The 23442-nt window shown below is 71.5% G+C and carries 18 protein-coding genes; 12 read left to right on the top strand and 6 right to left on the bottom strand.

The annotated features are described in order from the left end of the window. Positions 1–2: 2 nt before the first annotated feature. From adh to ACQPXD_RS50875, 4 genes are all read right to left on the bottom strand, one after another. Positions 3–1526, bottom strand: a complete 1524-nt coding sequence (adh, locus tag ACQPXD_RS50890) for an aldehyde dehydrogenase (protein WP_432831530.1) — start codon at positions 1524–1526, stop codon at positions 3–5. A gap of 9 nt (positions 1527–1535) precedes the next feature. Beyond that, on the bottom strand, positions 1536–2822 hold the full coding sequence (locus ACQPXD_RS50885) for a GAF domain-containing protein (RefSeq protein ID WP_432831528.1): 1287 nt from the start codon (positions 2820–2822) through the stop codon (positions 1536–1538). 550 nt (positions 2823–3372) lie between these two features. Then, positions 3373–4695, bottom strand: a complete 1323-nt coding sequence (gene gabT, locus ACQPXD_RS50880; protein ID WP_432831526.1) for a 4-aminobutyrate--2-oxoglutarate transaminase — start codon at positions 4693–4695, stop codon at positions 3373–3375. Then, the gene (locus ACQPXD_RS50875; protein ID WP_432831524.1) at positions 4695–6125 is read right to left on the bottom strand and encodes a gamma-aminobutyraldehyde dehydrogenase; all 1431 of its coding nucleotides are present in this window, start codon (positions 6123–6125) and stop codon (positions 4695–4697) included. Before ACQPXD_RS50875 ends, gabT begins: the two co-directional genes overlap by 1 nt. Positions 6126–6242: 117 nt before the next feature. Between ACQPXD_RS50875 and ACQPXD_RS50870 the strand changes: the two genes are divergently transcribed. Beyond that, positions 6243–7667, top strand: a complete 1425-nt coding sequence (locus ACQPXD_RS50870; protein WP_432831522.1) for an aldehyde dehydrogenase family protein — start codon at positions 6243–6245, stop codon at positions 7665–7667. A gap of 4 nt (positions 7668–7671) precedes the next feature. Here ACQPXD_RS50870 and ACQPXD_RS50865 read toward each other — a convergent pair whose 3' ends face one another. Next, complete coding sequence (locus ACQPXD_RS50865) at positions 7672–8652, bottom strand: cation diffusion facilitator family transporter (protein ID WP_432831520.1); 981 nt, start codon at positions 8650–8652, stop codon at positions 7672–7674. A gap of 137 nt (positions 8653–8789) precedes the next feature. Here ACQPXD_RS50865 and ACQPXD_RS50860 point away from each other — a divergent pair, with 137 nt between their 5' ends. The 10 genes from ACQPXD_RS50860 (at position 8790) to ACQPXD_RS50815 (ending at position 20887) form a co-directional block, all read left to right on the top strand. Then, positions 8790–10160: a phosphomannomutase/phosphoglucomutase gene (locus ACQPXD_RS50860; protein ID WP_432831518.1), complete on the top strand. Its 1371-nt coding sequence runs from the start codon at positions 8790–8792 to the stop codon at positions 10158–10160. A 28-nt stretch (positions 10161–10188) separates the two neighbouring features. Then, complete coding sequence (locus ACQPXD_RS50855) at positions 10189–10413, top strand: Trm112 family protein (protein WP_432831516.1); 225 nt, start codon at positions 10189–10191, stop codon at positions 10411–10413. Between the two features lie 5 nt (positions 10414–10418). Further along, a complete protein-coding gene (locus ACQPXD_RS50850) occupies positions 10419–11615 on the top strand; it encodes an SIS domain-containing protein (protein WP_432844258.1) in 1197 nt (398 codons plus the stop codon). A gap of 79 nt (positions 11616–11694) precedes the next feature. Continuing rightward, positions 11695–12660, top strand: coding sequence for a cation diffusion facilitator family transporter (locus ACQPXD_RS50845; RefSeq protein WP_432831514.1), 966 nt, complete (start codon positions 11695–11697; stop codon positions 12658–12660). A gap of 2 nt (positions 12661–12662) precedes the next feature. Continuing rightward, positions 12663–13805: a mannose-6-phosphate isomerase, class I gene (gene manA / locus ACQPXD_RS50840; protein ID WP_432831512.1), complete on the top strand. Its 1143-nt coding sequence runs from the start codon at positions 12663–12665 to the stop codon at positions 13803–13805. A gap of 284 nt (positions 13806–14089) precedes the next feature. Beyond that, positions 14090–15556 carry an adenosylhomocysteinase gene (gene ahcY, locus ACQPXD_RS50835; RefSeq protein ID WP_432831510.1) on the top strand — a complete coding sequence of 489 codons (1467 nt, stop codon included), beginning with the start codon at positions 14090–14092 and terminating at the stop codon, positions 15554–15556. 199 nt (positions 15557–15755) lie between these two features. Then, positions 15756–16601, top strand: coding sequence for an iron uptake transporter permease EfeU (gene efeU / locus ACQPXD_RS50830; RefSeq protein ID WP_432831508.1), 846 nt, complete (start codon positions 15756–15758; stop codon positions 16599–16601). A gap of 35 nt (positions 16602–16636) precedes the next feature. Then, positions 16637–17782, top strand: a complete 1146-nt coding sequence (efeO, locus tag ACQPXD_RS50825; RefSeq protein ID WP_432831506.1) for an iron uptake system protein EfeO — start codon at positions 16637–16639, stop codon at positions 17780–17782. 72 nt (positions 17783–17854) lie between these two features. Then, positions 17855–19111 (top strand): iron uptake transporter deferrochelatase/peroxidase subunit, encoded by a 1257-nt coding sequence (gene efeB, locus ACQPXD_RS50820; protein ID WP_432831504.1) that lies wholly within the window; start codon positions 17855–17857, stop codon positions 19109–19111. 45 nt (positions 19112–19156) lie between these two features. Next, positions 19157–20887, top strand: a complete 1731-nt coding sequence (locus ACQPXD_RS50815) for an ABC transporter family substrate-binding protein (RefSeq protein ID WP_432831502.1) — start codon at positions 19157–19159, stop codon at positions 20885–20887. A 462-nt stretch (positions 20888–21349) separates the two neighbouring features. On the opposite strand, the gene ACQPXD_RS50810 is transcribed toward ACQPXD_RS50815, so the two are convergent. Continuing rightward, positions 21350–22348: an RDD family protein gene (locus ACQPXD_RS50810; protein ID WP_432831500.1), complete on the bottom strand. Its 999-nt coding sequence runs from the start codon at positions 22346–22348 to the stop codon at positions 21350–21352. A 61-nt stretch (positions 22349–22409) separates the two neighbouring features. Here ACQPXD_RS50810 and ACQPXD_RS50805 point away from each other — a divergent pair, with 61 nt between their 5' ends. Further along, positions 22410–23405 (top strand): stage II sporulation protein M, encoded by a 996-nt coding sequence (locus ACQPXD_RS50805; protein ID WP_432831498.1) that lies wholly within the window; start codon positions 22410–22412, stop codon positions 23403–23405. The last annotated feature ends 37 nt before the right edge of the window (positions 23406–23442 follow it).

The following is a 23442-nucleotide window of genomic DNA, read 5'->3' as shown; positions in this document are numbered from 1 at the left end:
GACTAGAAGAACCCGAGCTTGTTGGGGGAGTAGCTGACCAGCAGGTTCTTCGTCTGCTGGTAGTGCTCCAGCATCATCTTGTGGTTCTCCCGGCCGATGCCGGACTGCTTGTAGCCGCCGAAGGCCGCGTGCGCCGGGTACGCGTGGTAGCAGTTCGTCCACACCCGGCCGGCCTGGATGGCGCGGCCCGCGCGGTAGGCGGTGTTCGTGTCGCGGGTCCACACGCCGGCGCCGAGGCCGTAGAGGGTGTCGTTGGCGATCTTGATGGCGTCGGCGAAGTCGGCGAACGAGGTCACCGCGACGACCGGGCCGAAGATCTCCTCCTGGAAGACGCGCATCGCGTTGTCGCCCTCGAAGACCGTGGGCTGCACGTAGTAGCCGCCGGACAGCTCGCCGCCGAGGTCCGCGCGCTCGCCCCCGGCGAGCACCTTCGCACCCTCCTGGCGGCCGATGTCGAGGTACGACAGGATCTTCTCCAGCTGGTCGTTGGAGGCCTGCGCGCCGATCATCGTGTCGGTGTCGAGGGGGTGGCCCTGGCGGATGGCCCGCACCCGGTCGAGGGCGGCGTCGAGGAACTCGTGGTAGTGGCCCTGCTGGACCAGGGCGCGCGACGGGCAGGTGCAGACCTCGCCCTGGTTGAGGGCGAACATCGCGAAGCCCTCGAGCGCCTTGTCGTAGAACGCGTCCTCGGCGGCGGAGACGTCGTCGAAGAAGATGTTGGGGCTCTTCCCGCCCAGCTCCAGGGTCACCGGCTTGATGTGCTCGCTGGCGTACTGCATGATCAGCCGCCCGGTCGTGGTCTCGCCGGTGAAGGCGACCTTCGCCACTCGGTCGCTGGCGGCCAGCGGCTTGCCGGCCTCGACGCCGAAGCCGTTGACGATGTTCACGACGCCCGGCGGCAGCAGGTCCGCGATGAGACCCATGAGCACGTGGATCGACGCCGGGGTCTGCTCGGCGGGCTTGAGCACCACGGCGTTGCCGGCGGCGAGCGCGGGCGCGAGCTTCCACGTCGCCATGAGCAGCGGGAAGTTCCACGGGATGATCTGGGCGACGACGCCGAGCGGCTCATGGAAGTGGTACGCCACCGTGTCGTCGTCGAGCTCGCCGAGGCTGCCCTCCTGCGCGCGGATGGCGCCGGCGAAGTAGCGGAAGTGGTCGACGGCCAGTGGCAGGTCCGCCGCCAGGCTCTCCCGGATCGGCTTGCCGTTCTCCCAGGTCTCGGCGACCGCGAGGGCCTCCAGGTTGGCCTCGATCCGGTCGGCGATCTTGTTGAGGATGTTCGCGCGCTCGGCGACCGAGGTGCGGCCCCAGGCGTCGGCGGCGCCGTGGGCGGCGTCGAGGGCGAGCTCGACGTCCTCGGCGGTGCCCCGGGCGACCTCGCAGAACGTCTGCCCGGTCACCGGCGTGGGGTTCTCGAAGTACTGGCCGCGGACGGGCTTGACGTACTGACCGCCGATCCAGTGGTCGTAGCGGGGCTCGTACCCGACCAGGGCGCCGTCCTGGCCGGGGGCTGCGTAGTGGGTCATACCCGGACGCTAGTTACGGCGACGTTGCAACCACGTTGCGTCCGGCGGCGCGTAGTCCTCGCCGAGCCGGGCGATCCGCTCGAGCGCGAGCGCCCGCCGGGGTGAGCCGGCCGGCAGCGCCGCGGCGAGGGCCTCCCACATCCACAGGTCCTCGGCGCCCCAGCTCGTCGCGGTCCACGCCCCGAGCAGCTCGGGGTCGCCGCTGGCCCGCACGCCGGCGCGCAGCTGCCCCTCGACGAGCCGGCGCAGCCGCGCGACGCCGGGCGCGTCGGAGCGCGGCAGCAGCGGACCGCGATAGGCACGCAGCGCCGCGGCGGCGTGTCCGGCGGCAAGGCGGGCGGGCACCTCGGTGAAGTCGGCCAGCACCGCCTCGCGCAGCCGGTACGGCCGGGACAGCAGCAGCGGGCCGAGCACGTGGCGCAGCCGGGACAGCTCGGCGCGCAGGGTGACCGGGTTGACCAGCTCGTCGCCGTAGAGCTCGACCGCCAGCTCGTCGCCGCTCAGCCCGTCGGGGTGCGCGCAGAGCAGGGCGACGATCTCGCTGTGCCGGCGGCTCAGCCGCAGCGTGCGCCCGCCGAAGGTCAGCACGGCGGCGTCGCGGCCGAGCGCGGCGAACGACGGCCCGGACGGCGCCGGCGGCGGCAGCGTGGCCAGATACGCCTCGGCGGCGCGGGCCGTGGCGAGTACCAACGCCAGGGAATGCGGGTTGGCCAGGTGGTCGCCGCCGGTCACGTCGATCGCGCCGAGCAGCCGGCCGGTGCGCGGGTCGTGGATCGGCGCGGCGGAACAGGTCCAGCGCTGCACCCGGCGGCTGAAGTGCTCGGTGGCGAAGATCTGCACCGCGTGGTCGAGGGCGACCGCGGTACCGGGCGCGTTGGTCCCCGCGTGCGGCTCGTCCCAGCGCGCGCCGGCGACGAAGTTCATGGCCTCGGCCCGGCGCAGGACGGCCGGCTGCCCCTCGACCCACAGCAGCCGCCCGTGCGCGTCGCACACCGCCATGAGGTGCGCGCCGTCCTCGGCGAAGCTGCCCAGCAGGTCGCGGAAGAGCGGCAGGGCGGCCCGCAGCGGGTGGGCGGCGCGGTACTCCTCGAGCTCGTCGTCGCCGAGGTCCACCGGCGCGGTGCCGTCCGGGTCCAGGTGGGCTGCGGCGCTGCGCCGCCACGAGTCCGCGACGACGCCGCGCACCTGCGCCCCGACGCGGCCGTTGCCGAGGAAGGCGTCCCAGGCGCGCCCGTTCTGGCTGATCCGCTCGCGGGGATCAGCCCCCGCGGGCAGCGCCAGCCAGGGATTGCGCATCCCTCATAGTGACCCGCGTCACCCCCCATCGCCAAGGACCGGAATTAAGCGGACTTTCCCCTGACACCGTATGAATACGATAAGTCGCGGCACGAAGTGCCCGACTTATCGGTTGGCGATTGGCTCGTTCGAGCCGTCGGGTGGTTGGGCGGTGTGGTGCGCATGAGGCACGGAGGGTGACGATGTCAGACGGCCGCCGCGGGCTGGGCGTCGGCGCCCACCCACGGGGCGGGGCGGCGCGGCGCACCGGTGCGGATGTCGCACCCGTCGGGCGCAACCTCCGATCGGCGGGCGGGCCGGGGACCGGAAGTCTCCGTGATCATGATGTTCGCGGCGGCCGCACCGCGGGTTTGCCATGATCACGGAGACTTTCGGTACACGGGGGTACATCAGCACTCCGTGATCATGAAAAACCGTTGGTGTCGGTGCCAGTTGCGCATGATCGCGGAGACTTACGGTCGCTGCGCCGTGCAGCGCCCGAGGGCCGTTCCGGTGCCGGTCCGTGGCCGCGGCGGGGCGGTGGCCCGGTTGGGCCGGGCCACCGCGGGGGTCAGAGGGCGGACTCCAGCAGGGACAAGGCGCGCTGCAGGGTTGGGTCGTCCATGACCAGGGGCGGCAGGAAGCGGATCACGTTGCTGTAGGTGCCGCAGGTGAGCAGGAGCAGCCCCGCATCGTGGGCGCGGCGCTGGATCTCCGCGGTCTTGGCCGGGTCGGGGGTCGCGCCCAGCGGGGCGCCGCGGGCGTAGCCGCGCTCGGCGGTCACCGTGCCCGGGGTGGCCGACTCCGGCACGACGATCTCGATCGCCAGCATCGCGCCGCGGCCGCGGACGTCGCCGATGAACGGGTGGGCCGACTGTAGCTGCCGCAGGCGGGGCAGCATGACCGACTCGATGCGGCGGGCCGCGGCGGACAGGTCGAGCTCGCGCATCGTCTCGATGGCGGCCAAAGCGGCGGCGCAGGCGATCGGGTTGCCGCCGTAGGTGCCGCCCAGGCCGCCGACGTGCACCGCGTCCATCATCTCGGCCCGGCCGGTCACGCCGGCCAGCGGCAGGCCGCCGGCGATGCCCTTCGCGGTCGTGATCAGGTCCGGTTCGACGCGCTCGTGGGTCGAGGCGAACCAGTCGCCGGTGCGGCAGAAGCCGGTCTGGATCTCGTCGGCCACGAACAGCGCGCCGTGCGCCCGGGCCCATGCGGCCAGTGACGGCAGGAAACCCGGCGCCGGTACCACGAAGCCGCCCTCGCCCTGGATGGGCTCGATGAGCACCGCCGCCACCTGGTCGGCGCCGATCTGCTTCTCGATCATGTTGATCGCCAGGGCCGCGGCGTCCGGGCCGGCCAGGCCGTCGCGGAACGGGTAGCTCATCGGCACCCGGTAGATCTCGCCGGCGAACGGGCCGAAGCCGTGCTTGTAGGGCATCGCCTTGGCGGTCAGCGCCATGGTGAGGTTGGTCCGGCCGTGGTAGGCGTGGTCGAACACGACGACCGCCCGGCGGCCGGTGGTGTGCCGGGCGATCTTCACCGCGTTTTCGACCGCCTCGGCCCCGGAGTTGAACAGGGCCGAGCGCTTCTCGAACGCGCCCGGCGTGAGGGCGTTGAGCTGCTCGCAGACCGCGACGTAGCTCTCGTACGGCGCGATCATGAAGCAGGTGTGCGTGAACCGCTCCACCTGGCGCTGCACTGCCTCCACCACCTTGGGGCTCGCGTTGCCCACGTTGGTGACGGCGATCCCGGCGGCCAGGTCGATCCACTCGCGACCATCCACATCGGACAGCGTGCCACCCGAGGCGTGGTCCACGTACGACGTGATCATGCTGCTCACGCCGCGGGCCACGGCGGCGGTGCGGCGCTTGTGCAGATCCTCGCTGAGCGTCATCAGGCCTCGATGTTGTGCATGACGTGCTTGATCCGGGTGTAGTCCTCGAGGCCGTACATGGACAGGTCCTTGCCGTATCCGGACTGCTTGAACCCGCCGTGCGGCATCTCGGCCACGATCGGGATGTGCGTGTTGACCCACACGCAGCCGAAGTCCAGCCGCCGGGTCATCCGCATCGCGCGGCCGTGGTCCTTGGTCCACACCGACGCCGACAGGCCGTACTCCACGCCGTTGGCCCAGCGCACCGCCTCCTCCTCATCGGTGAAGCGCTGCACGGTGATCACCGGGCCGAACACCTCGTCCTGGATGATCTCGTCGTCCTGGCGCAGGCCGGACACGACGGTCGGGGCGTAGAAGTAGCCCCGGTCGCCGACCCGCGCGCCGCCGGTGTCGAGCTTCGCGTGGTCGGGCAGCCGGTCGATGAAGCCGCCGACCCGGGCCAGCTGGTTGGCGTTGTTCAGCGGGCCGTAGAGGATGTCCTCGTCGTCCGGCGCGCCGGTCTTCGTGCCGGCCGCCTGCTCGGCGATCGCGGCCACGAAGTCGTCGTAGATGCCCGGGCCGGCCAGCACCCGGGTGGCCGCGGTGCAGTCCTGGCCGGCGTTGAAGTAGCCGGCGACCGCGATCGCCTCGGCCGCGGCGGCCAGGTCGGCGTCGTCGAAGACCACGACCGGCGCCTTGCCGCCCAGCTCCAGGTGGGTGCGCTTGAGCGTGGGCGCGGCCGCGCCGGCCACCTCGCGGCCGGCCCGCACCGAGCCGGTGATCGACACGAACTGCGGCGTGGGGTGCGCGACCAGGGCGCGGCCGGTCTCGCGGTCGCCGGTGACGACGTTGAGCACGCCCGGCGGCAGGAACTCGGCGGCCAGCTCCGCCAGCAGCAGCGTGGAGACCGGGGTGGTGTCGGAGGGCTTGAGCACCACCGTGTTGCCCGCGGCCAGCGCCGGGGCGATCTTCCACACCGCCATCATCAGCGGGTAGTTCCACGGCGTGACCTGCGCGCAGACGCCGATCGGCTCGCGCCGCACGTAGCTGGTGTGGCCCTTCATGTACTCGCCGGCCGAGCGGCCCTCGAGCAGGCGGGCGGCGCCGGCGAAGAACCGGATCTGGTCGACCGACGGGGGCAGCTCCTCGCTCGCGGTCAGCGCGCGCGGCTTGCCCGTGTTGCGCACCTCCGCGTCGATGATCTCCTCGGCCCGGTTCTCCATCGCGTCGGCGAGCTTGAGCAGCGCCTTCTGCCGCTCCGACGGCGTCGCGTCGCGCCAGGTCTCGAACGCCGTGGCGGCGGCCTTGACGGCCCGGTCGACGTCCTCGGCGCCTGACACGGGCGCGGAGGCGAACACCTCACCGGTGGAGGGGTCGATGAGGTCGGCATAGCGGCCCTCGGCGGGATCCACGTGGGCGCCGTCGATGAAGTTCTGCAGTTGCTTTGTCATGTCCACTCCTTTGAGTGCCGGCAGGCCCATCCTTCCATCGAATCCGCAGTGCACAAGCCCTTGAGCAACTGTTTCCGCGCTGTGAACGGGCGCGGGTGGGCGACTAATCTTGGACCCGTGACCCCGTTCTATATCGCCGGTCGGCCGGCAACCAGCGACGACGTCGTCGAGGTCCGTCATCCCTACGACGGGCGATCGGTCGGTACCACATCCAATGCGACGGAAGCTCAGGTGGAGCGGGCCGTCGCCGCGGCGGCCGCGGTCGCCGCCGAGGCCGCCGCGCTGCCCGCGAGCGTCCGAGCGGCCGCCCTGGACCACGTCAGCGCCCGGCTCAAGGAGCGCGCCGAAGAGGTGGCCCGGCTGATCACCGCGGAGAACGGCAAGCCGCTCAAGTGGGCGCGCGGCGAGGTGTCCCGGGCGGTTTCCACGTTCCGGTGGGCGGCCGAGGAGGCCCGCCGGTTCTCCGGGTCGCTGCAGCGCCTCGACACCGACGCCGCCGCCACCGGGCGGATCGCACTGATCAAGCGCGTGCCGCGCGGCCCGGTGCTGGGCATCGCGCCGTTCAACTTCCCGCTGAACCTGGTCGCGCACAAGGTCGCCCCGGCCCTCGCGGTCGGCGCGCCGATCGTGCTCAAGCCGGCGCCGGCCACTCCGCTGAGCGCCCTGCTGCTCGGCGAGATCCTGGCCGAGACCGACCTGCCCGAGGGCATGTGGTCGATCGTGCCGATCCCCAACGACCGCGCGCCCGCCCTGGTCGCCGACCCGCGGCTGCCGGTCGTGTCGTTCACCGGATCCGGGCCGGTCGGCTGGCAGATCCGCGACGCCGTGCCGCGCAAGCACGTGACACTGGAGCTCGGCGGCAACGCGGCCGTGCTGGTCTGCGAGGACTGGGACGACCTCGACTGGGCCGCCTCCCGCATCGCGGTCTTCTCCAACTACCAGGCCGGGCAGAGCTGCATCGCCGTCCAGCGGGTGTACGTCCACGAGCGCCACTTCGACGCGCTCGCCGAGAAGCTCACCGCCGCCGTCGAGGCACAGCGCACCGGCGACCCCGGCGACGAGGCGACCGACGTCGGGCCGCTGATCAGCGAGGCCGCGGCGCAGCGGGTCGAGGCGTGGGTCGGCGAGGCGGTCGCCGCCGGGGCCAAGCTGCTCGCCGGCGGCACGCGCGACGGCGCCTCCTACGCGCCGACCGTGCTCACCGACGTGCCGGCCGACGCCAAGGTCGCCGTCGAGGAGGTCTTCGGCCCGGTGCTGGTGCTGGCCAAGGTCGGCGCCGACGCCGACGGCCTCGCCGCGATCAACGCCTCGCAGTACGGCCTGCAGGCCGGCATCTTCACCCGCCGGCTGGACCGCGCGTTCGAGGCGCACCGCGTGCTCGACGTCGGCGGCGTGATCGTCGGCGACGTGCCGAGCTACCGCGCCGACCAGATGCCCTACGGCGGCGCCAAGGGCAGCGGCATCGGCCGGGAGGGGCTGGCCAGCGCGATGGCCGACTACACCGAGGAGCGGGTCATGGTCCTCACCGGCCTGCAGCTGTAGGCACCTACTCCCACGCGGGCCTGGGCTCCTTCGAGGAGGAGCCCGGCGGCCGCTCCTCGGTGTCGTAGAGCTGCTGGTCGAAGACGTCGGGCTCCAGGAAGATGAAGCACTCGTAGGTCAGCTCCGCGCGCACCCGCGCCTCGGCCCGGTTGATCGCGGCCGCGACGTGCGCCATCGTCTCGTCGGCGCGCACCGCCACCTTGGCCGCGATCAGCAGCTGGTCGGGGCCCAGGTGCATGGTGCGCAGGTGGATCATCCGCTCGACCAGCGGCTCCCGCTCGATCGCCGCCTCGATCTTCAGCAGGGTGCCGTTGTCCGCGGACTCGCCGATGAGCAGGCTGCGCATCCGCTGCGACAGCGTGATCGAGATGACCACGAGCAGCGCGCCGATGGCCAGGGTGCCGATCGCGTCCCACCGCCCGTCTCCGGTGACCACGGCCAGGGTGATGCCGAGCAGGGCGAAGGTCAGGCCGGTCAGCGCGCCGAAGTCCTCGGCCAGCACCACCGGCAGCTCGGGGGAGCGGGTCGTGCGGATGAAGCGCAGCCAGGGCGCCCCGCGGCGGGACGGCTGCGCCTCGTGGACCGCGGTGCGCAGCGAGAAGGACTCGAGCACGGCCGAGACGCCGAGCACGGCGAACGCCCACACCGGATCCTGGACCGGTTCCGGGTTGTGGAGTTTTTCGTACCCTTCGTAGAGCGCGAAGACGCCGCCCACGAGGAAGATCACCAGGGTGACGAGGAAGCCGTAGAAGTAGCGGAAGCGCGCATAACCGAAGGGGTGCAGCTGGCTGGCCTGCTGCTGCGCGCGCCGGCCGCCGACGAGCAGCAGCACCTGGTTGGCGGTGTCCGCCACCGAGTGCACCGCCTCGGCCAGCAGCGAGGACGAGCCGGTGAACAGGAACGCCACGAATTTACTGAGCGCGATGCCGAGATTGGCAGACAATGCCGCGACGATCGCCCGTAGGGAGTTACCTTCCTCGGCCATGCCTCATCCTGTACCACGGGAAGGTCGACCGGCTTTCCGGGATCTCACATCAGCAACTTCGGACTGACACGCCTACGGAACGCAACCGCACTAGGCTCCTCATGAGGAACAGCGACCACGACTAGGGGTGCGAGACTGTGATCGACCTGAGCCGGATCGTCAAGGCCTACGACGTGCGGGGGACGGTGCCCGACCAGCTCAACGAGCCGGTGGCGGAGGCACTCGGGCGGGCGTTCGTGCAGACGCTGCGCTCACGCGGGGAGTTCGCCGACAAGATCGTCACGGCGCACGACATGCGGGCCTCCGGCCCGGCGCTCGCGGAGGCCTTCGCCGCCGGGGCGCGCGCCGAGGGGGTGGACATCCTCGATGCCGGGCTGGGCTCCACCGACCTGCTCTACTACGCCTCGGGCGCGCTCGACCTGCCCGGCGCGATGTTCACCGCCAGTCACAACCCGGCGCAGTACAACGGGATCAAGCTGTGCAAGCAGGGCGCCAAGCCGGTCGGCGAGGACACCGGCCTGGCCGAGGTCCGCGAGCGGGCCCAGGCGATCCTCGACAGCGGCGAGCGTGTGGCCGAGGGCGAGCTCAAGGGCACCATCGAGCGATACAGCCTCCTCGAGCGCTACGCGACCCACCTGCTCAAGCTCGTCGACCTCTCCGACATCCGGCCGCTGACCGTGGTGGTGGACGCCGGCAACGGCATGGGCGGCTACACGGTGCCGGCCGTGCTCGGCTCGGGGCTGCCGCTGACGATCATCCCGCTGTACTTCGAGCTCGACGGCACCTTCCCCAACCACGAGGCCAACCCGCTGGAGCCGGCCAACCTGGTCGACCTGCAGGCCAAGGTCCGCGAGGCCGGCGCCGACCTCGGGCTCGCCTTCGACGGCGACGCCGACCGCTGCTTCGTCGTCGACGAGCGGGGCGAGGCCGTGTCGCCCTCGGTGATCACCGCCATGGTCGCCGTCCGCGAGCTGGCCAAGGAGCCCGGCGCCACGATCATCCACAATCTCATCACCTCGCGGGTGGTGCCCGAGATCGTCCGGGAGCATGGCGGCGTGCCCGTGCGCACCCGGGTCGGCCACTCGTTCATCAAGGCGGAGATGGCCCGCACCGGCGCGGCGTTCGGCGGCGAGCACTCGGCGCACTACTACTTCCGCGACTTCTGGGGCGCCGACACCGGCATGCTCGCCGCCCTGCACACCCTCGCGCTGCTGGGCGGGCAGTCCGCGCCGCTGTCCGCGCTGGCGAAGGACTTCGACCGCTACGCGGCCTCCGGGGAGATCAACTCGACGGTCGCGGACACGGCCGCGAAGCTGGCCGAGATCGAGGAGTCGTTCGGCGTCCCGGTCGACAAGCTCGATGGCATCACGCTGAGCTTCACCGACGGCAGCTGGGCCAACGTGCGCCCGTCCAACACCGAGCCGCTGCTGCGGCTTAACGTTGAGGCGCCGACCGCGGAGCGGATGGCTGCCCTGCGCGATGAGATGCTGACCGTCATCCGCCGCTGACGACGGCCGCACGAAGGAGTTGAAGCGCGTGTCCGTGGACCCCGCCCTGCTTTCGATCTTGCGCTGCCCCGACGAGCATCACGCCGAGCTCGAGCTCGATCCGGAGGCACAGACGCTGACCTGCACGGAATGCGGGCGGGTCTTCCCGATCCGCGACGGCATCCCGGTGCTGCTGCTCGACGAGGCCACCGGCCCGGCGCCGGCGGCCGGCGGTGCGGCCGGCGACGCTACCGGTGAGGACGGTGCGGCGTGAACCCGCTGGAGGGCACCGCGGGGGTCCGCGGACATCGCGAGATCGACCTGGCGCTGCTGGACAACGCCGAGGCCCTGGAGCGCAACGACCCGGGCGGCATGCTGCGCGCGACCGCGTCGGCCGGTGCCCAGGTCCGCGAGGCGGCGGCGCTGGCCGCCGAGACCGACCTGAGCGCGCTGGCCGACGAGGGCCGCCCGCGGGCGGTCGTCATCGCTGGCGTCGGCACCGCCGCCCGCACCGGCGACATCCTGGAGACCGTCGCCGGGCCCCGCTGCCCGGTTCCCGTCCTCGCCCACCGCAGCGCCGGCATCCCCGGCTGGGTCGGCGCCGCCGACGTGGTCATCGCCGTCTCGGCGTCCGGCCGCTCCCCGGAGGCGCTCGCCGCCGCCGAGGCGGCCGGCCGGCGGGGCGCCCGGCTCGTCGCGATCGGCGCGCCCGACACCCAGCTGCACGCCCTCGCCGACCGCTTCCGCGCGCCGTTCATCCCGGTGCCGCGCCGCGCCCCGGCCCGGGCCAGCCTGTGGGGCCTGGCCGTGCCGGTGCTGCTGGCCGGCCGGCAGCTGGGCCTGGTCAAGGTCAACGAGGCCGACTTCGCCGAGACCGCGTCCCGGCTGGACGCCGACGCCGAGCGGTGCCGCACGGCGCTCGAGTCGTTCGTGAATCCGGGTAAGAGCCTCGCCCTCGATCTGGCCCATTCGGTGCCCATCGTCTGGGGATCCTCGCCGCTGGCCACCGTCGCCGCCCGGCGGGTCGGCGACACCCTCGCCGCCAACGCGCGCTACCCCGCCGTGGTGGGCGCTCTCGGCGAGGCCGGCCGCGGCCGGGTCGGGCTGCTCGACGGCGTCTACGGCGGCCTGGCCGAGGCCGACCGCGACATCTTCGCCGACCCCGAGGACGAGGCGCACCCGGCGACCCGGCTGCGCATGGTGCTGCTGCGCGACGGCGGCCTGACCGCCGACGAGGAGGAGGGCGACGAGCCGGTCGCGGTCGAGGAGCGCCGCGCGGAGGCCGTGCAGGAGCTGGCCGAGCGCCGCGGCGTGCGGGTGAGCCTGATCACCGCCGAGGGTGGATCTCCTCTGGAACGATTGGCCTCGCTCGTCGCCGTGCCCGACTTCGCCTCGATCTACCTGGGGCTCGCGCACGGCTTCGACCCCATGACGGTCCCAGCCGTTACCGAGATGAAGGAGTTGGTGAGTCCGTGAGAGGTTCGAAGCGTTGCGGAGAAGCCTCGAACCATAAGGCAGCGCGATGCTCGCATCGCCGTAGCGAAGCGGAGGCGATGTGAGCACCGAAGGTGGGACGAGGGCGATCTTGGCGGCGCTGGCCGCCAACCTCGGCATCGCCGTCACCAAGTTCATCGCGTTCGTGCTCACCGGCTCCTCGTCGATGCTGGCCGAGGCGATCCACTCGGTCGCCGACTCCGGCAACCAGGGCCTGCTGCTGCTCGGCGGCCGCCAGTCGCAGCGGCAGGCCACCGCCCGGCACCCGTTCGGCTACGGGCGCGAGCGCTACATCTACGCGTTCATCGTGGCCGTCGTGCTGTTCTTCGTCGGCGGCGTCTTCGCCATCTACGAGGCGTACCACAAGATCACCCATCCCGAGGCGATCGAGTCCTGGCAGTGGGTGCCGGTCGTGGTGCTGGTCGCCGCGATCGGCATGGAGGGGTTCTCCTTCCGCACCGCCATCAGCGAGACCCGCAAGATCAAGGGCAAGGCGACCTGGGTCCAGTTCATCCGCCGGGCCAAGGAGCCGGAGCTGCCGGTCATCCTGCTGGAGGACGCGGCCGCCCTGATCGGCCTGGTGCTGGCCCTGTTCGGCGTCGGCCTGACCCTGATCACCGGCAACGGCGTGTGGGACGGCATCGGCACCGCGGCGATCGGCGTCCTGCTCATCGCCGTGGCCGGCATCCTCGCGGTGGAGATGAAGAGCCTGCTGGTCGGCGAGGCGGCCGCGCCGGAGCAGATCGACGCCATCGAGCGGGCGATCGCGGACGGCCCCGAGGTCGAGCGCGTGATCCACATGCGCACCGTGCACCTCGGCCCCGACGAGCTGCTGGTCGCGGCGAAGATCGCGGTGCGGCACAACGAGACCGCAGACGAGATCGCCAGCGGCATCGACGCCGCCGAGGCGCGTATCCGGGCCGCCGTGCCGATCGCCCGGGTGATCTACCTCGAGCCGGACATCTACCAGGCGAGCAAGGCCGACCGGCCCGATACGCCGGCCGTCCCGAGCGCGGAGGCACACTGACCGTGGAACTGCTCGACAGCCCGATCCGCAAGTACGCGTGGGGCTCGCACACCGCGATCGCCACGCTGCAGGGCCGGCCCGCGCCGACCGCGGACCCGGAGGCGGAGCTGTGGATGGGCGCCCACCCGGCCAGCCCGTCCCGGCTCGCGGTGAGCGGCACCTCGCTGGTCGACGCGATCGCCGCCGACCCGGTTGCCCTGCTCGGCGCGGCCAACGTCGAGCGCTTCGGCACCCGGCTGCCGTTCCTGCTCAAGGTGCTCGCCGCCGCCCAGCCGCTGTCCCTGCAGGCCCACCCGACGCTCGAGCAGGCCCGCGCCGCGCACGCGGCCGGGCACCCGTCCTACGTCGACGCCTGGCACAAGCCGGAGATGCTGGTCGCGCTCACCGACTTCGACGCCCTGTGCGGCTTCCGCGACCCGGCCGCGGCCGGCCGCGACCTGGCCGCGCTCGGCGTGGCCCGGCTCAAGCCGACGCTCGACGCGCTGTCGCAGCCCGACGTGGCGGCCGCCCTGCGCGACGCGGTCCGCGGCCTGCTGAGCGCGCCCGACCCCGAGCTCGTCGCCGACGTGGTGGCGGCCTGCCGCCCGCGCGCCGCCGAGCAGCCGGCCTACGACCTGGCGGTGACCCTCGCCGCGCAGTATCCGGGCGACGCCGGCGTCATCGTGGCCATGCTGCTCAACCGGATCCGCCTGCGCCCGACCGAGGCGGTCTGGATGCCGGCCGGCAACCTGCACGCCTACCTGCGCGGCGTGGGCGTGGAGGTCATGGCCGCCTCCGACAACGTGCTGCGCGGCGGCCTGACCCCGAAGCACGTCGACGTCCCGGAGCTGCTGCGGGTGCTGCGCTTCGAGGTCCTCGACGAGCCGGTGACCCGCCCGGCCGCCCTCGGCGGCGGCCTGTTCGCCTACCCGGTCCCGGTGCCGGACTTCGCCCTGCACCGCGCGGTGCTGGACGCCTCCACCCCGGCCGTTCGCCTGCCCGGCGGCGGCCCGCGGATCGTGCTGTGCACGCGCGGCTCGGTCCGGGTCGACGACGGCGTCGTGCCGGTCGCGCTCGCCCAGGGGCAGGCCGCGTTCGCGCCGGCGACCCGCCCGGAGCTGGCGGTGAGCGGTAGCGGCGAGGTCTTCCAGGCCGCCACGCCCTGACGTCCCGGATTCGTCATTCCCGAAGTGTCCGAATTCGGGAGATTTGCTGGACATGGTGAGTTGCTCAGGGTAATGTTCAAGTCACGCAGGGTTGATGCCTCGTTCGAGCCGGGGCTGAGCTTCATGCGGGGGAACCAAACCGGGGGGAAGTGCGGGGCGGTGGGAGTGATCCCACCGCCCCGCACGCTGTCCAGACCTTGTTACTGGGGGTATTTGGCGTCGCATCCGCGGCGCCGCGTACCGTGAAAGGTCGCCGTTCGCCACTGCAGACCCAGGAGATCGCATTGACCAGCACGCTGCCGCCGCGGACCGTCGCCGACGGTGACTTCAAGGTGGCCGATCTGTCCCTCGCCGCGTTCGGGCGCAAGGAGATCCAGCTCGCCGAGCACGAGATGCCGGGCCTGATGTCGCTCCGGCGTGAGTTCGCCGCCGCGCAGCCGCTGAAGGGCGCGCGGATCACCGGCTCGCTGCACATGACGATCCAGACCGCGGTGCTGATCGAGACGCTCGTCGCGCTCGGCGCGCAGGTCCGCTGGGCCAGCTGCAACATCTTCTCGACCCAGGACCACGCCGCCGCCGCGATCGCGGTCGGCCCGGAGGGCACCCCGGAGAAGCCGGCCGGCGTCCCGGTGTACGCCTGGAAGGGCGAGTCCCTCGAAGAGTACTGGTGGTGCACCGAGCAGGTGCTGGTCTGGCCCGACGGCCAGGGCCCCAACATGATCCTCGACGACGGCGGCGACGCCACCCTGCTGGTGCACAAGGGCGCCGAGTTCGAGGGCGCAGGCGCCGTGCCGTCGCCGGACACCGCCGACTCCGAGGAGTACGCGGTCATCCTGGGCGTGCTGCAGCGCTCGCTGTCCGAGGACAACCGCCGCTGGACCCGGGTCGCGGCCGGCATCAAGGGCGTGACCGAGGAGACCACCACCGGCGTGCACCGGCTCTACGAGATGCAGCAGGCCGGCACGCTGCTCTTCCCGGCGATCAACGTCAACGACTCGGTGACGAAGTCGAAGTTCGACAACAAGTACGGCTGCCGTCACTCGCTTATCGACGGCATCAACCGCGCCACCGACGTGCTCATCGGCGGCAAGGTCGCGGTCGTGTTCGGCTACGGCGACGTGGGCAAGGGCTGCGCGGAGTCGCTGCGCGGCCAGGGCGCCCGGGTCATCGTCACCGAGGTCGACCCGATCTGCGCGCTGCAGGCGGCGATGGACGGCTACCAGGTCGCCACCGTCGACGACGTCGTGGCGACTGCGGACATCTTCGTCACCGCCACCGGCTGCCTCGACGTCATCACCGCCGAGCACATGGCCCGGATGAAGCACCAGGCGATCGTCGGCAACATCGGCCACTTCGACAACGAGATCGACATGGCCGGCCTGACCCGCCGCGCCGATGTGACCCGGATCAACATCAAGCCCCAGGTCGACGAGTGGAAGTTCGACGACGGCCACTCGATCATCGTGCTGAGCGAGGGCCGCCTGCTGAACCTGGGCAACGCGACCGGCCACCCGTCGTTCGTGATGTCCAACAGCTTCTCCAACCAGACGATCGCCCAGATCGAGCTGTTCACCAAGACCGAGCAGTACCCGGTCGGCGTCTACACGCTGCCCAAGCACCTCGACGAGAAGGTCGCGCGGCTGCACCTGGACGCCCTCGGCGCCAAGCTGACCGAGCTGACCAAGAAGCAGGCCGAGTACCTCGGCGTGCCGGTGGAGGGGCCGTACAAGGCGGACCACTACCGCTACTGACCGCTCGCACACAGCCCCGCGAGGCCCGTCGGCGCAGGCCGGCGGGCCTCCGTGCGTCCACGGGTGCGCGACGGGCGTGTGGTCTGCCGGCATGACCAGGTTCACTCGGCTCAGCCGTCTGTGGGTTGAAGGCCGAGGTCAGTGGGGTTTAAGGTAATGCTGACCTAAGTAAGGTACGGCTAACCTGCGGAGCTTGCGAATGACCGCCATCTACCTGATCGGCCTGCGCGAAGGCCTGGAGATCACCCTCGTGGTCTCCATCCTGGTCGCGTTCCTGGTCAAGAGCAACCGCAGGCCCCTGCTGAAGTTCGTCTGGGCCGGCGTCGGCGCCGCCGCGGCGCTGTCCATCGCGTTCGCCGTGCTGCTGCAGGTGGGCACCACCCAGCTCTCCACTCCGCACCAGGAGCTGGTCGACGCGATCGCCTCGCTCGCCGCCGTCGTCTTCGTCACCGTCATGATCTTCTGGATGCGGCGCATGGCCCGCCAGATGGGCAAGGAGCTGCGCGGCAAGCTCGAGGACGCGATCAGCGTCGGCCCGTTCGCGATCGCCGCCATGGCCTTCCTCGCGGTGGCCCGCGAGGGGCTGGAGACGGCGATCCTGTTCTTCGCCGCGGCGCAGGGCTCCACCTCGGCGCAGCCGGTGATCGGCATCTCGCTCGGCCTCGCCACCGCGGTCGTGCTCGGCTGGCTGCTCTACGCCAGCGCCATCCGGATCAACCTGACGAAGTTCTTCACCTGGACCGGCGCCCTGCTCGTGCTGGTGGCGGCCGGCATCCTCAAGTACGGCGTGCACGACCTGCAGGAGGCCAACGTCGTGCCCGGCCTGAACAACCACGCCTTCGACATCTCCGGCGCGCTGCCGCCCACCGCCTGGTATGCGGAGCTGCTGCGCGGCATGTTCAACTTCACCCCCCAGCCGTCCGTCCTGGAGACCGTCGCCTGGGTCGCCTACGGAGTGCCCGTCCTGGTTCTGTTCCTGCTGCCGTTGCTGCGCAAGCCGGCCGCGCCCCGGCCGGCACCGCAGCCGGCGAGCACCAACGCCTGAATTTCTTGCGACCACCACCCTCCCGTAGGAGAACCATGCGTACATCACGCCTGCTCACATTCGGCGCCGTCCCGGCGCTGGCGGTCGTCGCCCTCGCCGGCTGTGCCGACGACAAGGGCGGCACCAGCGCCGACGGCGGCTCGGGCAACGGCAAGATCGCGGTGACCGCGACCGACACCGAATGCAAGGTCGAGAAGACCCAGGCGGCCTCGGGGCCGGTGACCTTCACCGTGAGCAACAAGGGCGGCAAGGTCACCGAGTTCTACGTGTACGCACCCGGCGACCGCATCGTCGGCGAGGTCGAGAACGTCGCGCCCGGCCTGACCCGCGACCTCCTCGTGGAACTGCCGGCCGGCACCTACGAGACCGCCTGCAAGCCCGGCATGATCGGCAGCGGCATCCGCGGCTCGTTCACCGCGACCGGCTCCGCCGCGCCGCTCACCGACGACGCCAAGCTCGCCCAGGCGACCAAGGACTACCAGACGTACGTGAAGAGCCAGACCGGCGCCCTGATCGACAAGACGACCGAGTTCGTCAACGCGGTCAAGGCCGGCGACGCGGAGAAGGCCAAGGCGATCTTCCCGATCGCACGCACCTACTGGGAGCGCATCGAGCCGGTGGCCGAGAGCTTCGGCGACCTCGACCCGGCGATCGACGCTCGCGAGGCCGACCTCGAGCCCGGCCAGGAGTGGACCGGCTTCCACAAGATCGAGAAGGACCTCTGGGTCACCAAGGACATCAGCAAGTCCGGGCCGGACGCCGACAAGCTGCTCGCCGACGTCAAGACCATCGTCGACAAGGCCGCCACCGTCCAGCTCTCCCCGCTGGAGCTCGCCAACGGCGCCAAGGAGCTGCTCGACGAGGTGGCCACCGGCAAGATCACCGGCGAGGAGGACACCTTCTCGCACACCGACCTGTGGGACTTCCAGGCCAACCTCGAGGGCTCGCGGGCCGCGATCGCGGCGCTGCGCCCGGTGATCGAGGAGAAGGACGCCGCGCTGGCCAAGACCCTCGACGACAAGTTCGCCGCCGCGCAGGCGGAGCTGGACAAGTACCGCAGCGGGGATGGCTGGAAGCTGCACAACGAGCTGACCGAGGCGCAGCTCAAGGCGCTGGGCGACGCGATCAACGCGCTGGCCGAGCCGATCAGCAAGGTCGCCCCATTGGTCGCCGCGAAGTAGGTCGCGCGCATGGCGCGCCCGGGCGACCGGGCGCGCCTCATGCGGTACCCCATCGGATTGAAGGGTTTTGGCATGGACCGCCGGAAGATGATCGGGCTCGCGGGGGCCGGCGCCATCGGGGCCGCGGCGGCGGGCGTCATCGGCCCGCAGATCTTCGACTCGGCCGAGCCGGCCCGGGCGGCCGACGCCGGCGCCGCGGTGCCGTTCTACGGCGCCCACCAGGCCGGCATCGTCACGCCCGCGCAGGACCGGCTGCACTTCGTCGCCTTCGACGTCATCACCGACAAGCGGGCCGACCTGGTCGAGCTGCTGAAGCGGTGGACCGCGGCGGCCGCCCGGATGACCGAGGGCAAGGACGCGGGCGCCATCGGCGCGGTCAACGGCGCGCCCGAGGCGGCCCCCGACGACACCGGCGAGGCGCTCGGCCTGCCCCCGTCCGGGCTCACCCTCACCATCGGCTTCGGCCCGACGCTGTTCCGCGACGCGCAGGGCAAGGACCGCTTCGGCATCGCCGACCGGCGCCCGGCGGCGCTCGCCGACCTGCCGAAGTTCGCCAAGGACACGCTCGTGCCGGAGATCTCCGGCGGCGACATCTGCGTGCAGGCGTGCGCGCACGACCCGCAGGTCGCCGTGCACGCGGTGCGCAACCTGGCCCGGATCGGCTTCGGCGTGGTCAGCGTGCGCTGGTCACAGCTGGGCTTCGGGCGCACCTCGTCGACGTCGCGCAGCCAGCAGACCGCGCGCAACCTGTTCGGCTTCAAGGACGGCACCGCCAATCTCAAGGCCGAGGACGCCAAGCTGCTCGACGAGCAACTGTGGGTGCAGCCGGGCGACGGCGCGGAGTGGATGACCGGCGGCTCCTACATGGTGACCCGCAAGATCCGGATGCTCATCGAGACGTGGGACCGCACCTCGCTCGCCGAGCAGGAGGCGATCATCGGCCGCGACAAGGGTGAGGGTGCCCCGCTAAGCGGCGCGAAGGAGTTCGACGAGCCGGCGTTCTCCGCCGCGGGTACCGACGGGAAGCCCGCCATCGCGATGGACGCCCACGTGCGGCTGGCGCACCAGCAGTTCAACGACGGCGCCCGGCTGCTGCGCCGCGGGTACAACTTCGTGGACGGCTCCGACGGCCTGGGCCGCCTCGACGCCGGGCTGTTCTTCATCGCCTACCAGCGTGACCCCCGCAAGCAGTTCGTGCCGATCCAGACCCGGCTGTCCCGCCAGGACGCGCTCAACGAGTACATCCGGCACACGTCGAGCGGTTTGTTCGCCTGCCCGCCGGGCATCTCCGCGGTCGATGACTACTGGGGTCGTGCCCTGCTGGCCTAGCGCGCACCCTATGGTGGCCGGGTGGCGTTTGTAACTGGAAGGCAGATGCGGGCATCGATCGTCGTCGTTGCGGCCGGGCTGTTGCTCGGCGCGTGCACCTTCGGTGACTCCGCGAAGCCGTCGCCCACGGCCACCATCGGGTTCGCCGACTGCGAGCAGAACCCGACGACGTGCAACGGCGGCGACATCAAGCTCGGCGGTTCGTACACCTACGGCCTCGCCCAGCCGATCACCAGCTGGAACGTCAACACGAGAGAGGGAAACACACCCGCGACCAAGCAGGCGCTCGCCGGCCTGCTGCCCCAGGTGTTCAAGATCGACCCGCAGGGCCGCCTGCAGCTCAACGAGGACCTGGTCAGCTTCGCCGACATCACCAACCAGAACCCGGAGACGGTCGTCTACAAGATCCGTCCGGACGCGGTGTGGAGCGATGGCATCCCGGTCACCGCCGACGACTTCATCCTCGCCTGGAAGCAGAACTCCGGAAACCCGGCGCACTGCACCGCGTGCACCCCCGCCAGCACGTCCGGCTACGACGTGATCAAGAGCATCGTCGGCTCCGATGGCGGCAAGACCGTCACCGTGACGCTCGTCGACGGCAAGACCTTCGGCGACTGGAAGGGCAACTTCTCCGACGACGGGCTCTACCCCTCGCACCTGGCCACCAAGCAGGGCTTCGACCTGGCCAAGCCGGACGGGGTGGCGGCCGCCGCCGACTGGTTCGCCAAGACGGTCCCCACCTGGTCCGGCGGGCCGTACCAGATCGACTCGTACACCAAGGACCAGACCTTGGTGTTGCGCAAGAACGACAAGTGGTACGGCAAGACCAAGCCCTCCCTGGACCGGATCACGTTCAAGTTCGTGCCCGACCCGGCCGCGATCGTCCCCGCCCTGCGCGCCAAGGAGCTCACCGGCATGTCCCCGGTGCCGACCCAGGCGCTGGTGACCGGCGTGGCCGGCACCCCCGGGGTGATCTACGAGATCGGCGAGAGCTACGCCTGGGAGCACCTCACCCTCAACGTCCGCAACAAGTACCTCGCCGATCCCGTGCTGCGCCGGGCCCTGTTCACCGCGATCAACGTCAAGACGATCGTGGACAAGACCTACGGCACGTTCGACAAGAACCTCAAGCCGCTGCAGAGCCACAACTTCGTGCCCGGCGACGCCTCCTACAAGGACGTGATCTCCGGCACCGGCCAGGGCTCCGGCGACGCTAACAAGGCGAAGAAGCTGCTCACCGACGCCGGCTACAAGCTAGAAAATGGCCACCTGGTCACCAAGGCCGGCGAGGCCGTCGCCCCGCTGCGGCTGCGCTACGACACCGGCAACGCGGTGCGCGCGGCGATCGCCGAGCAGATCGCCGCCGCCCTCAAGCCGATCGGCGTCGAGGCCCGCGCCGAGACCACCGACGCTTTGGCGCAGACCCTCACCACGGCCGACTTCGACCTGGTCCTGGCCGACTGGGTGAACGGGCCGCTCTACCAGAGCGCACCCGAGCGCCGCTGGTCCAGCGGGGCGCCCGGCAACTACGGCGGCTACTCGAATCCGGAGCTGGACCGGCTGGTGCACTCCGCGGCGCTGGACGTCGACCCGAGGCACGCCGCCGATTCGCTCAACCAGGCCGACGACCTGCTGACCAAGGACGCTTACGTGCTGCCCCTGATGCAGCGCCCGACGCTGACTTTCACCTACCAGGAGTACGCCAACATCCGCGACAACCCGTCGCTGTGGGGCCCGACTTACAACATCCAGGAGTGGGGCCAACGCGCCGCCTAGCCCTCGCCTTCCCGCAGCCCGCCGCCTGCGGTCGGTCGGCGGTCCGAAAAGTCGGGCACTCCGTGCCACGACTTTTCGGATTTATACCCTGACGGGTCATATGTCGGATTCGGCGGCCATAACCCTCCGCGATCATGCACGCGACCGGCCCGACACCACGGGTTTGCCATGATCGCGGAGACTTACTGTACACAGGTGTACGTTTTTGCTCCGTGATCATGAAAAACCCGTGGTGCACATAGCCGGGCGAGCATGATCACGGAGACAAAAGGCGGGTGGCCGGCCGGTCGTCGCGCCGAAGACCGCCCTTGCTGGGCCAGGCTGGCGGCGACGAATTCCTGACGTGGCGCCCGGATCGCGGGGGCCCGTAATGTCCTGGATGCGCAGATCCGGCCCGGGCGGGAGGTCTTGATCGCGCGTTTGCCGCGGCTGGGGCCCGCGTTTGGGGAGTTGTGGGGCTGGTCAGCGCTGTGGGGTCGGCGGGCGGATGTGTGCCGCTGTTGGCGTTAGGGGCGGTGGTCCGGCCGGGGTGAAGCCGGGCAAAGGTGCGGCCGGGGTGAAGCCGGGCAGGGCGGGCGGGCCGGCCGGGGCAACCGGTCGCGGTGCCAGCGCTGCGGCCAGGCCCGGCCAGACGCTCGCGGAGGCGGCCCGGGCCCGGGCCAGCCGGGCGCTCGCGCGGCGGTGCCGCTCGGCGAGGACCGCGGCCAGGTAGGCCCAGCCCGGCACGCCCGGCGGGGGCGGCGGCGTCGTGCACAGCGCCACCTCGCGGGCCAGTGCCTGGCCGAGGGCGGTGCGGGCCGGCTCGGCGATCTCGCGGTTGCGGGCCAGGAAGTGCCGCACCGCGAGGGCCAGGCTGTCGTCGAGGCCGGTGAGGTCGAGCAGCGCCGCCCAGCGCGTCAACGGCGGCGGCATCGCCGGCACCCAGCCCCAGCTGGCCGGCGTGCGCTCGTGGATCACGATGGTGCCGGCCGCCAGGTCGCCGAGGCGCTTGCCCGTCGGGTTGAGCAGCAGCACGCCCAGGCTGCCGAGCCACGACACCACCGGGAACAGCAGGCCGGGCCACTCGATCGCCACGGCGACCAGGCAGCGGATCAGCGCGTGGCGGAACCGCACCGGGCCGCCGTCGTCGCGGACCACGCGCAGCCCCATCGCGAGCTTGCCGGGGGTGCGGCCGCGCAGCAGGGTCTCCCAGAACACCGGGTACCCGATCAGGACGACGACCGCGTCGATGACGATCAGCGCCTCGCCCAGCCCCGGGTCGAAGAGGCTGGTCCGTACCGCGAAATAGAGGACTATGGCGGTCACGACCAGCACCACGCACAGCAGCACCGCCTGCAGGAAGATGTCGAGCATCAGCGCCAGCACCCGCGAACCGGCCCGGGCGACGCGCACCTCCAGCTCGACCGCCTCGCCGCTGACCAGGCGCTCGCCGGCGGCCGCCGGGGCCGACGTGTCGTTCATGGCGACCAGTGTCCTACAGCAGGGCACCCCTGGGTGTGCCCTGCCCGTCTACGCTGCCGGGGTGGACCTGGACGCGTACGTGGCCGAGCACGGCGGCGAGTGGCGGCGCCTGGAGGACCTCTCCCGGCGGCGCCGCCTGAGCGCCGCGGAGGCCGACGAGCTCGTGGCGCTCTACCAGCGCGCGGCGACGCACCTGTCGCTCATCCGCAGCCGCTCGCCCGATCCGATCCTGGTCGCCCGCCTGTCCCGGCTGGTCCTGTCGGCGCGCAACGCGCTCACCGGCGCGCCCGCGTTCTCCTGGGCCGTGGTGGGCCGGTTCTTCACCCGGACGTTTCCGCTGGCCGTCTACCGGGCGTGGCCGTGGTGGTGCGGCACCGCGACAGTGTTCTCGATCCTCACGTTCGGCCTGATGGGGTACATCGCGGCAAACCCCGAGGTCGCCGGTTACTTCCTCAGCGACGCGGACATCAACGCCGTGGTGAACAGCGACTTCGAGGGCTACTACAGCGAGTACATGCCGCAAAATTCGTTCCTGCGGGTCTGGACCCACAACGCCCTGCTCACCGGCGAGGTGCTGGCCTCGGGTGTCGTCTTCCTCCCGGTCGTGTACCTGCTGTTCCTCAACGCCCTCAACACCGGCCTCCTGGGCGGCATCATGATCGCCTACGGCCGCGGCGACGTCTTCTTCGGCCTGATCATCCCGCACGGCCTGCTGGAGCTCACCGCCGTCTTCATCGGCGCCGGCGTGGGCCTGCGCATCGGCTGGTCGTGGGTCGCCCCCGGCCCGCTGCGCACCCGCGGCCGCGCGCTGGCGGAGACCGCGCTGGAAGGGGTACTGGTCGCCCTGGGCCTGGTCGGCGTGCTGTTTGTGAGCGGCCTGCTGGAGGGCTTCGTCACCCCCGCCCCGCTGCCGATGATCGTGAAGGACTTCATCGGTTTCGTCGTGTGGGTGGCGTTCCTGGTGTACGTCTTCGTGCTCGGCCGCCAGGCCCACGTCGAGGGCGAGTCGACCGCCGTCGAGGGCGAGATCCCCATGGCCGCCCTCCCCGCCGTCTAGCCCGGGGCTCGCAGGCGGCCGGAGTGCTTCAGGCGAG

Source organism: Dactylosporangium sp. CA-092794 (assembly GCF_050948465.1).
In the GTDB taxonomy this organism is placed as follows: domain Bacteria; phylum Actinomycetota; class Actinomycetes; order Mycobacteriales; family Micromonosporaceae; genus Dactylosporangium.
This window is presented reverse-complemented; position numbering and strand designations above follow the sequence as displayed.